Annotated in this window: 11 protein-coding genes; 9 read left to right on the top strand and 2 right to left on the bottom strand. The window is 45.2% G+C overall.

All coding sequences use genetic code 11. The annotated features are described in order from the left end of the window. Positions 1 to 11: 11 nt before the first annotated feature. Both ACTXGL_RS01040 and ACTXGL_RS01035 read right to left on the bottom strand, forming a co-directional pair. Positions 12 to 1151 carry a helix-turn-helix transcriptional regulator gene (locus ACTXGL_RS01040; RefSeq protein ID WP_443524250.1) on the bottom strand — a complete coding sequence of 380 codons (1140 nt, stop codon included), beginning with the start codon at positions 1149 to 1151 and terminating at the stop codon, positions 12 to 14. Between the two features lie 211 nt (positions 1152 to 1362). Continuing rightward, positions 1363 to 4143 carry an AAA family ATPase gene (locus ACTXGL_RS01035; protein ID WP_443524249.1) on the bottom strand — a complete coding sequence of 927 codons (2781 nt, stop codon included), beginning with the start codon at positions 4141 to 4143 and terminating at the stop codon, positions 1363 to 1365. A gap of 349 nt (positions 4144 to 4492) precedes the next feature. On the opposite strand from ACTXGL_RS01035, the gene rsmG reads away from it, so the two are divergent. The 9 genes from rsmG to ACTXGL_RS00990 all read left to right on the top strand — a co-directional run bounded on the left by rsmG (position 4493) and on the right by ACTXGL_RS00990 (position 14103). Then, a complete protein-coding gene (gene rsmG / locus ACTXGL_RS01030) occupies positions 4493 to 5212 on the top strand; it encodes a 16S rRNA (guanine(527)-N(7))-methyltransferase RsmG (RefSeq protein ID WP_443524248.1) in 720 nt (239 codons plus the stop codon). Positions 5213 to 5458: 246 nt separating this feature from the next. Then, positions 5459 to 6238 carry a ParA family protein gene (locus tag ACTXGL_RS01025; RefSeq protein WP_319050236.1) on the top strand — a complete coding sequence of 260 codons (780 nt, stop codon included), beginning with the start codon at positions 5459 to 5461 and terminating at the stop codon, positions 6236 to 6238. A 147-nt stretch (positions 6239 to 6385) separates the two neighbouring features. Continuing rightward, on the top strand, positions 6386 to 7543 hold the full coding sequence (locus ACTXGL_RS01020) for a ParB/RepB/Spo0J family partition protein (protein ID WP_443524246.1): 1158 nt from the start codon (positions 6386 to 6388) through the stop codon (positions 7541 to 7543). Positions 7544 to 7643: 100 nt separating this feature from the next. Further along, positions 7644 to 8357, top strand: coding sequence for a MotA/TolQ/ExbB proton channel family protein (locus tag ACTXGL_RS01015; RefSeq protein ID WP_443524245.1), 714 nt, complete (start codon positions 7644 to 7646; stop codon positions 8355 to 8357). 85 nt (positions 8358 to 8442) lie between these two features. Further along, the gene (locus tag ACTXGL_RS01010) at positions 8443 to 8874 is read left to right on the top strand and encodes an ExbD/TolR family protein (RefSeq protein ID WP_443524244.1); all 432 of its coding nucleotides are present in this window, start codon (positions 8443 to 8445) and stop codon (positions 8872 to 8874) included. A gap of 76 nt (positions 8875 to 8950) precedes the next feature. Further along, entirely contained in the window at positions 8951 to 10738 is a 1788-nt protein-coding gene (msbA, locus tag ACTXGL_RS01005) for a lipid A export permease/ATP-binding protein MsbA (RefSeq protein ID WP_443524243.1), read from the top strand. Between the two features lie 105 nt (positions 10739 to 10843). Next, positions 10844 to 11974: a tetraacyldisaccharide 4'-kinase gene (lpxK, locus tag ACTXGL_RS01000; RefSeq protein WP_443524241.1), complete on the top strand. Its 1131-nt coding sequence runs from the start codon at positions 10844 to 10846 to the stop codon at positions 11972 to 11974. A 48-nt stretch (positions 11975 to 12022) separates the two neighbouring features. After that, the gene (kdsB, locus tag ACTXGL_RS00995; RefSeq protein ID WP_443524239.1) at positions 12023 to 12883 is read left to right on the top strand and encodes a 3-deoxy-manno-octulosonate cytidylyltransferase; all 861 of its coding nucleotides are present in this window, start codon (positions 12023 to 12025) and stop codon (positions 12881 to 12883) included. 89 nt (positions 12884 to 12972) lie between these two features. Beyond that, positions 12973 to 14103 carry a DNA polymerase III subunit delta' gene (locus ACTXGL_RS00990; RefSeq protein WP_443524238.1) on the top strand — a complete coding sequence of 377 codons (1131 nt, stop codon included), beginning with the start codon at positions 12973 to 12975 and terminating at the stop codon, positions 14101 to 14103. Positions 14104 to 14185: the final 82 nt, after the last annotated feature.

Here is a 14185-nt window from a genome sequence, read left to right as displayed (position 1 = left end):
TATTACTTAGTTTAGACATCACTATCAGTATTCGTTGTCGCTCGAGGTTTGTCTAACACCGCTTGGTATAACAACTCAGGCTTAGCATCTAACAACCCATTGCCAAAACCACGTAGCCACCAAACCAGTTGTGAGGTCAGATTAACCGTCGCTTTTATCGTTAAGGTTCCGTCATCATTTGCTATGACAACCTGATCGTCACTCAATTTACTCTCGGTGAGGCTTCTACCTGCTTGCTGCGTAAATTGTAGCTCAATGGTGGTGTTTTTACCACGCTCAGCCAGTTCACCGAAAAACGGGTGACTAAACCCCATACTGCCTTCGTCCAAATACGTATCAAGTTGAAAGTTTTCTGGTGTTTGCGCAGTACTTTCTAAAATCTCCACACTATCAAATCGGTGTAGTGCAAAGGTACGAATGATGACGTCAGGATCATCGGTACGAGTGGCCAGTAGATAGATAATCACACCGCGCTGAATGATAGCAATAGGGTTTAGCGTATACTCGCTGGCTTCTGACTTATTGCTGCGAGTATAGCAGGCATTGATTTGTAACTGATAAAATAGAGCATGATAAATGTTGTCTTTGCTGTCTAAGTCTATGTGTGGCGCAATGAGTGGCTGAGTCGCAGGTTCAATACGGACACGGTCTATCCAGGAATGTGTCACTTTGCTATTTTTGAGTTGTCGCCTTGCCAAGTCAAACCAAGGGAACAGCTCATCTAAAATGACAGGTGGCAATAGCTGAGTCAGATTGGCCTCAACCATATTGAAGGCAACGGCTTGCGATAAGTTCATATGCGGTAAGCTTTGTAGCGGGGCATCTTCTTTCCAGCGCCAGCCTTGAGGATTGGCATTGTTTTTTTCGATAGGAAATCGTTTTGCCAGCGCATTCAAATCACGCTGTACAGTACGTAGGCTGATGTCAAAACCGGCCATCATGAGCTGTTCGTAAATATGGGTGGTGCCTACCCAGCGATTGCGCTGTAGCTGTGACAACACCTGCCATTGACGAGCAGTCGTCGCCGCCCCATGACGGTTGTCATTACTCTCTTTTAGCGCGTTGCTGTCTGTAGCCACCAGCATATTCTCTTGCTCAGTAGCGTTGGCTTGAGCGTGGATGTCATTGGCAGTGGTAGGACGTACAGTCATTAAGAGATACCCTTTATGAAGTCATAGGTCAATATTTTCAAGATTAATGCTTTAAAGGTTAATATTTTATAGGTTTTAACCAGTTAGCAGCCGTTTATCATCGCAGAAAAGCATCGTGGCGTCTAGGGACGTTCGTACATGTCAACGCCATATCGAACGCTCTTCATTTAATAATGAAGACTAATGTGGTAGATACTAAAGCTAGTAGGTACTAAAGCGATTCATCATCAATGACTTCAGTCTCACCATTTTCGTCTTTACGACTTCTTTCCTTTCTTTTATCCTCTTTTTTCTGACGTTTTGCTTTACGCTTTTTTTTCTCTTTCTTTTTTGACTTTTTATCATCGACCTCATCATCACCATCTTGGTTTTCATCCCACAGCATCAGACGATCCAGAACTTTACCGAATAGCGTATTTTTGCGATATCGACCTTTCTTGTTCATGGTGTCGATGGGTAGACCTGTCATCAAGGTCAAGGCTTCACTCAATGTATAAACACCATAGATATGAAAGTTGCCGTCTCTTACAGCAGCAATGATATCGTCACGTAACATCAGTTGTTTGACATTGGCCATCGGAATAACCACGCCTTGCTCACCTGTGAGTTCTTGCTCACGGCAGGCATCAAAAAACCCAGCGATTTTGGCGTTGATGCCGCCAACAGCCTGTACTTCACCCAGCTGATTCATGGAACCAGTGATGGCAAATGATTGATCAATGGGGACATCGGCTAAGGCGGATAGTAGGGCGCAGCCTTCGCTGACAGTGGCGCTATCGCCATCGATATGAGCGTAGCTTTGTTCAAATGCGAGCGAGGCACTAAAATTTAGGGCATGGTGCTGGCTAAACAGCGCCCGCAAATAGCTGGTCATGATCAGCATGCCCTTAGCATGCAAGCTACCACCCAAATCTACATCACGTTCAATATCAAGGATTTCACCTGCACCAATATTGGGTTGAATCACCGCAGTGAGACGCGCAGGCATGCCAAACTCACTATCAGCGTAACTGACGACAGTCAGGGCATTGACCTGTCCAACCGCACTGCCTTGCGTTTGAATCAGTTGTTGCCCGTTTTTGAGCTCATCCCAATATAGGTCACGCAAATATCCTGAGCGCTCATCCATATTGTCGATGGCTTGAATGACATGGTCAGCAGTTACCATATTTTGTGCGCTCAAACGCGCATGACGGTTAGACTCATGTAGCAGTTTGATGAGCAAGTCACTATGTAAGCTTAGGCGGTCTTGTTCTTCAGCTTGCAAGCTCAAATGCTCAAGTAAGGTGGCTTGCGCGCTACTATCGAACGGATACAGATCGGCGTAGTCAATGATGTCTGCCATTTTCGCTACCAGTGCCAGTTCATGCTCGCTGGTGCGCGTTACATCATCATGAAAGTCCGCGCGAACTTTGAACACCGCATCGAACTCAGGCTCAAGCTCTAACAGCTCATAGTACAAGTCTGCTTCACCTAATAAGATCACTTTGATATCAAGATCAATGGGCGCAGGTGATAAAGACAAGCTACCTGTTAAGGTGAGCATCTGCTCAAGACTTGAGAGCTTAATTTTGCGAGACTGTAGCGCGCGCTTTAGACCTTGCCATGCATAAGGGTGCTCAAGTAAATGGCTGGCTTCTAGGAGCAGGTAGCCGCCATTGGCACGGTGCAAGGCGCCTGCGCGAATCATACTGACGTCAGTCGTTACGGTACCCAATTGAGTGATTTGCTCAACGTGACCCAACAGATTAAGGTGAGTCGGCAGGTCTTCAAAGACAACAGGTGCACCACTGTCTGGCAGATGGCTCACAATGACATTCACCGCATAACGGCTGGGTGTTGTGGTTAATACTGCCGACACAAATTCTTCGTCATCACCGTTGACGATGCGCTCTACATGAGCAACCATATCGGCAAACAAAGTTTTGAGGTAATCAACAACAAGCGGGTGCGTGGCAAACTGCTCATAAACAGGGGCAAACAAAGGTTGTAGCGCACGGTGTGCGATACTGCGATGCAATGACTCGATTGCATCGTTGGCTTCATCTTCTAACTGCTCTAAAGCGATGGTCAGTTGGCTGAGCCGTTTTTGCATATGGTTTTTCTGTACAAAGTTATTTAATTCAGCTTCGTACTCGCTATTGCCATACTCAGAATTTTGGGCGTTGTTTTGATCTTCATTACCGTTAGTTTTATCGTTACTTGGTATGTTGGCTTTTTCGATACTATTTATCGGTGATGAGTCATCATCATTGCTAGATGATTTTGAATCCTTTGAGTGGTCGCTGCTATTGTCTGTCGTCAGTTGACTGGGATGAACGAAAACTGCTTTATTATCAAACGAGCGAAACGTCAAAGCTAAGTCATATTGTTTGCCTTCAGCGTTTAGCGCATCATAGGCATGACTTTCTTTTTGATGTGTATTGTTCTTTATCGCTTCGATTTTACTTTGGTATTGGTCACTACGAAACCGTTGGCTCAGTCGCTTTTTGGCTTGTTGCCATAAGCTATTGACGTGCTGCTGTAGTTGTAATGCTTGACCTGCAGGCAGACGCAGTGCGAGCGGCGTACGGGGATCAGTAAAATTATGCACATAGACCCAATCGTCAGGCGTTGGTGCATCAGCGGCGATGCGGGTAAGCAGGCGACTAATAACCGTGCGTTTGCCCAAACCGTTCTCACCAGCAGCAAATACATGGTAGCCACTAGCCTTGATATCTAGAGCCGTATGCAATGCTTTTAGTGCACGCTGCTGACCAAAACCAACATCTAAGTCCGGTGCCGTGCGGGTGTCTGTAGGCAGCTCATCAGGGTCACTATAGCGCTTTAGTTGCTCAGCTGATATGCGGCAATTTTGCTGAACCTCTATAAAAATAGGATTGGGCGTATTAGGTGTGTCTTGCTGATTATTTTTTGAGTCAGCGGTAGGTAGTACCATATTGTTAGCGTCTTTTGATATTTGAGATATAGGGGTGCGGAGTTGCTCAGTCATAGGATATTAAAACATCATCTTAAAGGTATCGGTTGGGGTATGGTATTTTATACGAGGTTTATTTGCTCTAAAACTATCACTTTCAATAAAGACATCTTACAAGATGTAGCCGCATGTTAGCGAAGTCATTGAGCGCAGTTTTGTATCATATGCAGATAACTTATATAGAATAATGAATAAAAAGACAATAAATGGCTCATGGCGTGTCATGCTATTAAAGTACGATAACGCCTCACAACAAGCGTAGATAGTATAAGATGTCCCACATTGGCGCAATCTGCAACTATTCAATGAGCGGGTCACATGATAAAATAGGCGGTTCACATGTCAAAACTGGATAACTCGTTGTATGTCAGCTTCCGCTAAAACCTCTTCATCGTCTGCTAACACGGGTAACATCCGTATTGATCCGACTGGCTTTGTCAAACTTGGGGCACAGCTGCCAACGCTTGCTAATATCTTAGCACAAGCAATAGCCGAGCTCGGTTTATCTCTAAGTGATAAACAGCAGCGCACGTTATTATTATACTTAGACCAGCTTTTGTTATGGAATAAAGCGTATAATCTGACCGCCATTACCGATCCAGAAGAAGCGCTGATCAAACATGTGATTGATTGTTTGTCTATTATAATGCATTTACCAGCAGGTTCACTGCTTGATATTGGCACAGGAGCAGGGTTGCCAGCAGTGATTATTGCGATCTGTCAGCCTGAGCGCCAATGTACAGCACTTGATAGTAATCAGAAAAAGATTCGCTTTATCAAGCAAATCAGCAGTGAGCTTGGTTTGGGCAATATGCAGCCAATCGCTTCACGTATCGAAGCACACGAGGCCAGTTACGACGTAGTGACTTCTAGAGCATTTGCCAGTTTGATAGATTTTGTTGAGGTAGCGCAGCCAAGATTAGTAGATGGCGGCTATCTGTGTGCAATGAAAGGCAAAGCACCGAGTGATGAAGAGCTGCAAGCGCTCGATGGTGATTGGCACATCAAAACTATCAAGCTATCAGTACCGCGCCTGCATGATAGCCGTCATTTGATTGAGATGTCTGTCAAAACATCTAAATGACAAACACTTCTCAGTCATGAAACAGCTATCATTTTTTGTGAAACATAGTTTACGTTTGTACTCAAATGACATAGTATTTAAAAGCACTAAAACTACGTAAGCGGAAATTGAGCAGTTGACATCTAAAACGGCTGCGGATTGAGAGTGCTGGCGTAGTACGAATTTACCAGTATGAGCGTTACCAACTGCATCAAATACAGTAAAAGAAAAATCAAGTAATAGATTTTAATAATATTGAGTGAGTGTATGGAAATCATAGCAATTGCGAATCAAAAGGGCGGTGTGGGCAAAACCACAACGGCGGTAAATTTGACCGCCAGTTTAGCTGCTAAGCGCAAGCACGTACTACTGATTGACTTAGACCCACAGGGTAATGCAACCAGCGGGACTGGTGTTGATAAAAATGAGCTAACGCTTACCATAGCCGATGTTTTGCTTGATGGGGTATCACTGACTGAAACCATTGTCACTAGCCCTGCTGGATTCGATGTTATCGGTGCCAACCGCGATTTGGCAGGTATGGATATCACATTGATGAGCAAGACTGATAGCCATGAATTGTTCAAAACTGCCATGGCAGATTTGGTTAATGATCAGGTCGCTAATAAAAAGCAGTCATATGATTATGTGATTATAGATTGTGCGCCTAGTTTGAATCTATTGACCATTAATGCTCTGGTCGCAACTGATAGCGTCATTATTCCGATGCAGTGTGAGTATTATGCATTAGAAGGGTTGGCTGATTTATCCCAAACGATTGAGCGTCTAACAGAGTTAAATCCTAAGCTATACATACGCGGAGTCGTGAGAACGCTGTTTGATGCACGTAATACGCTTGCTCGTGATGTGTCTGCTGAATTAGAAGCACATTTTGGCGATATCATGTACAAGACACATATCCCAAGAAATATTCGCCTAGCAGAAGCGCCTGCACATGGTTTGCCCGTCATTGCTTATGAGAGATGGTCAAAAGGCGCACGCGCATACCAAAAGCTGGCTGCTGAAGTCATAAAGCAGAGCAGTTGATTTTCATATAAGCGTTGTTTATATAAGCGAGTGTCACTGGTAAAGACAGTAAGCAATCAGTTGGACAACAAAGCACTGAAAATTGTATTTAGTAAGCCGTAATAGTAATCAATAGGCTTTTATTTTAGCGTTAGAGGATAGGTAATCATGGCGAAGAAAAGAGGGTTGGCTGCCAATCGAGGCTTAGATGCCTTATTGGGATCAATCAAAAAAGAAAAGCAAATCACCGCCTCTGCCTTGCAAGACGATATGGCTGCACGTGACAACACGTCGCCAGCTGAAACACCGAATCCCAAAGTGCCTGCCGATACCAACGCGGCAGCTGCGACTGCTGATACTACTTCGATTAAAACCAGCAAAAAATTGACCACAACGTCTAATGATGCTGATAGCGACAACGGTACTCGCGCACCGCGTAGTCCGCGAGCTGCGAGTAAGTCTACTGTTGCTAAGTCACGCAACAGCAGCACAGAAGCAAGTACGCAAGAAGATCAAATCAGCCTCGTACAAATCGATGTCACCCTTTTACAAGCGGGCAAATATCAGCCACGTCGTGATATGAGTGAAACGGCGCTTGCAGAGTTGGCGTCTTCTATTGAGCAGCATGGCGTGATGCAGCCTATTGTGATTCGTCCTTTACTGGCCAATGAAGATAAAAGTGAAGATTTTGTTACTCACGAAATTATCGCGGGTGAGCGTCGCTGGCGCGCGGCAAAAATGGCAGGAAAGTCGGTTATTCCAGCTATTGAACGTGCGCTATCTGACGAGCTTGCCATTGCACTCGCCTTGATCGAGAACATCCAGCGTGAAGACTTATCCGTCATTGAGCAAGCAGCAGCATTGCAGCGCTTTCATACTGAGTTCGGTATGAGTCATGCCATGATTGCTGAAGTCGTTGGCAAGGCACGTACGACGGTATCGAATTTACTGCGCTTAAATCAATTACATGATACGGTAAAAGACCATTTGGCAACCAGCGCGCTAGATATGGGTCATGCCCGTACGCTATTGGCATTGTCTTCTGAGCAGCAGCCTATCATCGCGCAAAAAATCATCGATGGCGGCATGACGGTGCGAGAAGCGGAAAAACTGGTCAAATCTATCTTGCAGCCGGCTCCCAAAGCCAATCGTATCGAACAGGCACAATCTCGTGATGCTGAACGTCTCACCCAAAGACTGACTGATATGCTAGGCGCCGAAGTCAAACTCAAGCACAAAAAAGATGGACAGGGTAGTGTTGAGATATTCTTCCATAATCAAGATCAACTGGCCGCTTTGATCAAGCATATAGAAGCGCAGGCTTAGGACAACACGCGAATTAGTAGGACTGATTTATTAGTAGCAATTGTTTACGCATGAATCCGTCTACGTCATAACTGTTTTGAGAATATGGAAGAAAGTAAGTATGTGGGAGTTAGTAAAGGCAGGTGGCTGGCTAATGACACCTATCGTCGTCTGTTCTATATTAGCACTGGTTATCATCATTGAGCGTAGCCATACGCTACAATTTAACAAAATTGTGCCCACTAGACTACGAGAGCAGCTCATCACTCGCTTACGTGAAAATGGTGATATTGGCCGTACGCAGTTGATGAATGTCAAAGAAAAGACAGCGCTTGGTGATATTTTGGCAACAGGTCTGCTTTATCGTCAGTATGGCTTAGAGTCTATGACCATGCATATGCAAAACCGTGCCAGCGTACAAGTTCATCAATTAGAAAAAAATATCAATATGCTGGGTACGATTGGTGCTATTGCGCCATTGCTTGGATTATTAGGTACCGTATTAGGTATTATCTCTTCATTCTTAGCTATCACTGATGGTGCGATGCAAGATCCAACTATGCTTGCTGCTGGTGTGTCACAAGCATTAATCACGACGGCTGCTGGCATGATCGTTGCTATCCCAGCACTGGTGGCATATCGTTATTTTCAGCGCCGTATCATCGATATCAATGCGCAGTTCGAGACGCAAGCAGGGCTTATGATTCAAGAGCTATATGACTACCAATTGCTCGAAAATATTCACACGTTGGTGCCTGCCAATAGTACAGTAGCTATGGATGAGCATGCAAGAGTTCAGTTAGATACAGACAAGGTCAACATGGCGACACCATAACGGTCATAGTTTTGATTCTATATAATAGCGATGGTTTTCATACGAAAGTATGCCCATGCGCACTAGATAATTTGAAGAGATTCATATGCGCTTTAGAAAACCGACGGTTGAGCCGCTTGAGATTAATCTAACACCGATGATTGACTGCTTACTATTTTTGATTGTCTTTTTGCTACTGGCTACCTCCTTTAACCACTTTAGTCGCTTAAACATTATCCTTCCTGAAGCAGAAGGTGTGGCACAGACAGAACCACAAAACAGTATTGAAGTGGCTGTCCAAGAAGATGGCAGTTACCTGGTCAATGGTATTACGCTCGCCAGTAGCAACGAGGCTGAACTGATCAGCATGTTGCAGCAAGAAGCAGGGAGCAATCGCGATATGCTCTTTGTGATTGCAGCGGATGCCAACGCTACCCATCAGTCTGTCGTACGGGTGATGGATGTCGCTGGCAAACTTGGCTTTTTGAACCTGAATATCAGCACCGTTGTCCCACTTGGTCAAACTTTGCCGCAATAACATTTGCCGCATCATTACTATAAACTGTGTATCAAGCACAGCCCATCCATATCATGACACCTACATTGAGGCTTTTATGAGCCAAGCTTATACATCTGACTCTACAAAACCTTCTGCTAAAAAACCTTCAGCAGTACCTTCTAGTCCGCCCAAAAGTAAGACCTTATTGCGCCTACTGAGATATCTAAAGCCGTATTGGTGGGCTTTGCTCCTAACGGTTGTGGGTTTTGCTATCAATGCAGGAACTGAGATTTGGATTGCCAAGCTATTACAATACATCACTGATGCCATCAATCAAAATGACCGCAGCAAACAAGCTTTATTCCCTTTATTGATCATTGCCTTGTTTTTTGTACGCGGTGTGGGTAGCTTTTTGGGTAACTATTATTCGGCTTTGGTGTCACGTAATCTGGTCTATGAGCTGCGTGTAGAGGTATTTAATAAACTACTACGTCTACCAAGTTCATTCTATTTGGCCAACCCTGCTGGTACGATTTCATCCAAGTTGATATTTGATGTAGAGCAAGTCACTGCTGCCAGTACCGACTCAATGAAGACCTTGCTACGTGATGGTTTGACGGTTGTGGCACTGATAGGCTTTTTGTTGTATAGCAACTGGCGCTTGACGCTCATTTTGTTTGTGGTGTTACCACCTATTTTATGGCTTATCCGTATTGCTTCTAAGCGTTACCTTAAGCTGTCTAAAGGTATCCAAAAAACGATGGGTAGTGTCAGTCATATCACCAATGAAGTCATCGGTGGCTATCAGGTGGTAAAGAACTACGGTGGACAAGCGTACGAAGCTGAGCGTTTTGATAAGACTTCAAAAAAGAATTTACGCCAAGGCATGAAGGTAGTCGTCACCAATAGTATCAATACCCCAGCAGTACAGCTATTAATGGCGATAGCCATGTCAGTGGTGGTATGGCTTGCCCTTAGACCTTCAGTCATCAGTAATATTTCAGCGGGCGAGTTTATCTCTTATATTGCGGCGGCTGGTCTGCTTAGTAAGCCTGTCCGATCACTGACCGATATCAATCAAAAGTTGCAAAAAGGTATTGCTGCTGGTGAGTCGATTTTTGCGTTACTTGATGAACCAGAAGAGGAAGACACAGGTACTATTAGTAAGGCGTTATCCGGTCAAATGTCTTTGGATAATATTAGCTTGGTATATCCAGACTCAACGGTCGCTCTACGCGACTTTACCTTAGATATAAAAGCAGGCGAGACAGTTGCACTAGTCGGAAGAAGCGGGGCGGGTAAGTCATCCTTAGTGAATCTTCTAACACGTACCTTAGAGACGTCCTCAGGGCAAATTACTCTAGATAACATGCCCATTGAAGACATCAAATTAGAAAGCTTGCGTGCACAAATCGCCATGGTGAATCAACAAGTGGTGCTATTTAACACGACAGTATTGAACAATATTGCTTATGGCGGCTTGGCTGATAGAACCCAAGCTGAGATCGAGCAGGCTGCAAAAGCGGCTTTTGCGCATGACTTTATTATGAAGATGCCAAACGGCTACCAAAGTGAAATCGGTGCTGAAGGACTACAGCTGTCGGGTGGGCAGCGTCAACGACTGTCTATCGCTCGCGCATTATTAAAAGATGCACCGATTTTGATTTTGGATGAGGCCACTAGTGCGCTTGATAATGAGTCAGAATACTATATTCAACAGGCCCTCGATAATGTCATGAAAGACCGCACGACACTAGTAATCGCGCATCGTTTGACGACGATCGAGTCCGCTGATCGTATTGCTGTGATGGATGGCGGTCAAATCGTTGAGCTAGGAACGCATGACGAGCTGATGCAACTACAGGGTCACTATGCGCAAATGTATGCTCGAGATTTTGAATAGCATCACATATCTGTACTTTGTTTCATGGTAAGTCTGGTGGTCTTAAAAACTGGAACGACCGTGAGCGCCTACGTAATAAGTTAATAGAATAAATGGCAATTATCAATGAGCATCGAGACGACAATCACCCGTGCATGGCAACGCCGCGCCATTTGGCTTTGGCTATTGTTGCCTATTAGCTGGCTGTATGGGCTGATTACCATACTTCGCCGCAATGCTTATAAATCTGGGTTGCTATCGAGTTACCGTGCCCCTGTACCCGTCATGGTCATCGGTAATATTACGGTAGGGGGTAGTGGTAAAACGCCGCTTATCATTGCTCTAGTTAATTATTTGCAAAGACAAGGCATAAAGGTAGGGGTAATCAGCCGTGGTTATGGTGGTGATACCAGTCAAATGCCAGCCGTGGTAAGTGCTACCAGTTTGCCGAGCGTGGTAGGTGATGAGCCTTGTTTGATTGTTCATACGACAGGCGTTGCTATGGCAGTATGTCCCAACCGTCAGCAGGCGATTGCTGCTTTGCTGGATGCTCAGCCTGATCTACAATTGATCATCGCTGATGATGGTTTGCAGCATTATGCGCTCAAGCGCGATATAGAGTGGATTGTGGTAGATGCCGCGCGAGGGTTTGGCAATGAGCAGTTGCTCCCGACTGGGTTTTTGCGTGAGCCGATGTCACGACTGCAAGGGGCTGACGTCATCTATCACGAGAAGCCTGTCATAGATTCGGCTTATGATAATAAAAGTGGTGAGAAAGCGCGACGTGCTGAGCGCTTAACCATGCATTTGCAAGCGGATACATTGCAAAGGCTATGGAATCCACAGTCGGATACGCCTCAGGCCGATAACGCAATACCGGTTAGTAATAGCCGAGTACATGCAGTCAGTGGCATCGGCTATCCACAACGTTTTTTTAATACCTTAAAATCTCTTGGTTTTGATGTCGTAGGACATTCTTATCCTGATCATTATGACTTTAGTTTGGCTGAGTTATTGCAATATAGTGATTATCCAATCGTGGTGACCAGTAAAGATGCGGTAAAAATAAGCGCGTTATTGTCAGACTATAGAACGGATCAAGTGCTGAATGATGAGTACGCAGAGCTAATCAATAGATTATGGGTATTACCTGTGACAGCCGTTTTATCCGATAACTGCTACGACAATCTTAATCAGCAATTAAAAGCTTTAGGTGTCAATGCTAATCAAGATGCTAGTATAAGCGTCTCATCATAGACACTGGTTAAGACACCAAACTGCACCATAATTTTATAGGAATCAACCATGTCGCTTGTCGCTCCCTCTACTAAAACCCATATCGTAATTCCTGCTCGCTTTAAGAGCACTCGGCTACCTGGTAAGCCATTGCTAAGCATTCATGGCAAGCCGATGATACTGTGGGTGGCTGAAAAAGCACAGGCAGCTACCTTTGCAGATGATATGTGTATCGCGACTGATGATGAGAGTATTGCAAAGGTTTGTACCGATGCAGGTTTCGATGTTGTTATGACCAGTAGCGAACATGCTTCGGGGACGGACCGTTTGGCAGAAGTAGCTGCTATCAAAGGCTGGGCTGACCATGACATTGTTGTCAATATGCAAGGGGATGAGCCACTTGTACCGCCATTGCTGCTTGAGCAGGTACAAGCGCTTTTGGTCGCGGATGAGGCTAGCGTCATGGCGACGCTCTGTGAACCTATCGATGATTACGATACGTTTCAGCGACCATCTGTGGTAAAAGTCGTCAGTCAACAGGCAAACAACCTACAGCGTGCACTCTATTTTAGTCGCGCGCCCATCCCTTGTGATCGTGATGTTGCGCTGGCTGGTAGCAGTCAAAGACAACCACCAAAAAATGCGTATCGCCATTTGGGTTTATACGCGTATCGCGTCAGTTTATTGCAGCAGTTTGTACATTGGCTACAGACGCCGCTCGAGTTACTCGAAAGTCTAGAGCAGCTACGTGTGCTAGAAAACGGTGAGCATATCGCCATTGCCGAGGCTGCTTGCCAATTACCTGCTGGTGTGGATACACAGGAAGATCTAGAGCGTTTAAATTCGATGAGCTTAGCTGACTTTCAGAGTCCTGCTGCTCAAAACCCTGCTACCCAAAATGGTATTACCCAAAGCCCCATTGCACAGTAATCTAACCACATATTTTTAGAGCAGTGGTCGCATGCTGCCTCTCAATCCCAAGTACCCAAAAACGTGATAGAGCCAATAGAGCTATAACTATGAATGATATGACAGGGAATGTAGGTACACTGGAGGCGTCAGGCAGTATCTATTTTGCACCATTGTTGCCATGGCAGCAGACGCTGTGGACGCAACTGACGCAGCGAGTGTTGATGCAGCAGTCATTGCCGCACGCACTACTTGCTGCTGGTATGCAGGGTATGGGTAAACGGGCCTTTGTGTGGCGATTGACTGCTTGGTTATTGTGCCGCAAGCGTAGTACACATCCATCAGGAGCCTGCGGCGTATGTGAAAGCTGTCAATGGTTAAAGTCGGGCACCCACCCAAGCTTGCAAGTCTTACCGCTAGTCAGTATGCCCGTCGAGGCAGACAACGATTCTCTCAAAGAAAAATCAAGCAATACAAAAGACAAGAAAAACACCAAAGCAAACAGCAATAGCGCTCTTAAAATTAAAGTTGATGACATTCGAGCGCTCCAGCCTTTTATATATCAAGGCGGACAGGGAATGCGTATTTGCGTGTTAGATCATGCTGAGCAAATGACCGTTGCTGCTGCCAATGCTTTACTTAAAACTTTAGAAGAGCCGCAAGCGCAGGTTCATTTGTTTTTGATTAGTGATACACCCGCTCAGCTACTTCCAACCATCAAGAGCCGAGTACAGCAGTTAGCGCTACAGACGATAGAGCCTGCTGTTGCCATCGATTATGTGACCCAAGTGCTAGGCCATACGATCAACCGTGAGGCAGTGGGTCAGACAGCCATCGAGCAGCTCATACAGCTGGCAAATGGTGCTCCGCTCGCTGCTATAGACTTAGCGCAGGCAACGTGGTACAGCAAGCGCGCGCTGTGGTTGACCACATGGCAGGCACTGCGTAGCGGCAAGCGTAGTAGCGTGGCAGCAAGTGATTATTGGCAAAGTCAGCTGAGTATCAAAGAGTTTATCCAGTTGTCTGAGTTGATGCTTCTTGATATACGCCGTGTTTGTTTGGGACTTAGCGAACTACAAAAAGACATTAATCTCTCATCAGCATTGGCATCTTACCAACCTACAGGTAGCGGACTAGAAACCGTAGCTATGAGCTTGCAGCAGACCAAAGTTGCTCTACAACAAAATGTGCAAGAAAAATTTGCCTATGATAAGCTAATGCAAGAGTTGGCATACTTGTAAGGCAGTGCTGTAGCGTCTTATAAGGGATTGCTAACTCACAATTGCTTTTATTTATATATATCCAATACGCTCATAAAATACA

It is taken from the genome of Psychrobacter sp. T6-6, from assembly GCF_052258185.1.
In the GTDB taxonomy this organism is placed as follows: domain Bacteria; phylum Pseudomonadota; class Gammaproteobacteria; order Pseudomonadales; family Moraxellaceae; genus Psychrobacter.
The sequence above is the reverse complement of the archived record's forward strand: the minus strand, read 5'-3'. Positions and strand labels throughout refer to the sequence as shown.

Coding starts and splice junctions, on each gene's coding strand:
- ACTXGL_RS01040 (WP_443524250.1), bottom strand. CDS start 1,151: ATGACTGTACGTCCTACCACTGCCAATGACATCCACGCTCAAGCCAAC.
- ACTXGL_RS00990 (WP_443524238.1), top strand. CDS start 12,973: ATGAATGATATGACAGGGAATGTAGGTACACTGGAGGCGTCAGGCAGT.
- ACTXGL_RS01035 (WP_443524249.1), bottom strand. CDS start 4,143: ATGACTGAGCAACTCCGCACCCCTATATCTCAAATATCAAAAGACGCT.
- ACTXGL_RS01015 (WP_443524245.1), top strand. CDS start 7,644: ATGTGGGAGTTAGTAAAGGCAGGTGGCTGGCTAATGACACCTATCGTC.
- lpxK (WP_443524241.1), top strand. CDS start 10,844: ATGAGCATCGAGACGACAATCACCCGTGCATGGCAACGCCGCGCCATT.
- ACTXGL_RS01010 (WP_443524244.1), top strand. CDS start 8,443: ATGCGCTTTAGAAAACCGACGGTTGAGCCGCTTGAGATTAATCTAACA.
- ACTXGL_RS01025 (WP_319050236.1), top strand. CDS start 5,459: ATGGAAATCATAGCAATTGCGAATCAAAAGGGCGGTGTGGGCAAAACC.
- msbA (WP_443524243.1), top strand. CDS start 8,951: ATGAGCCAAGCTTATACATCTGACTCTACAAAACCTTCTGCTAAAAAA.
- kdsB (WP_443524239.1), top strand. CDS start 12,023: ATGTCGCTTGTCGCTCCCTCTACTAAAACCCATATCGTAATTCCTGCT.
- rsmG (WP_443524248.1), top strand. CDS start 4,493: ATGTCAGCTTCCGCTAAAACCTCTTCATCGTCTGCTAACACGGGTAAC.
- ACTXGL_RS01020 (WP_443524246.1), top strand. CDS start 6,386: ATGGCGAAGAAAAGAGGGTTGGCTGCCAATCGAGGCTTAGATGCCTTA.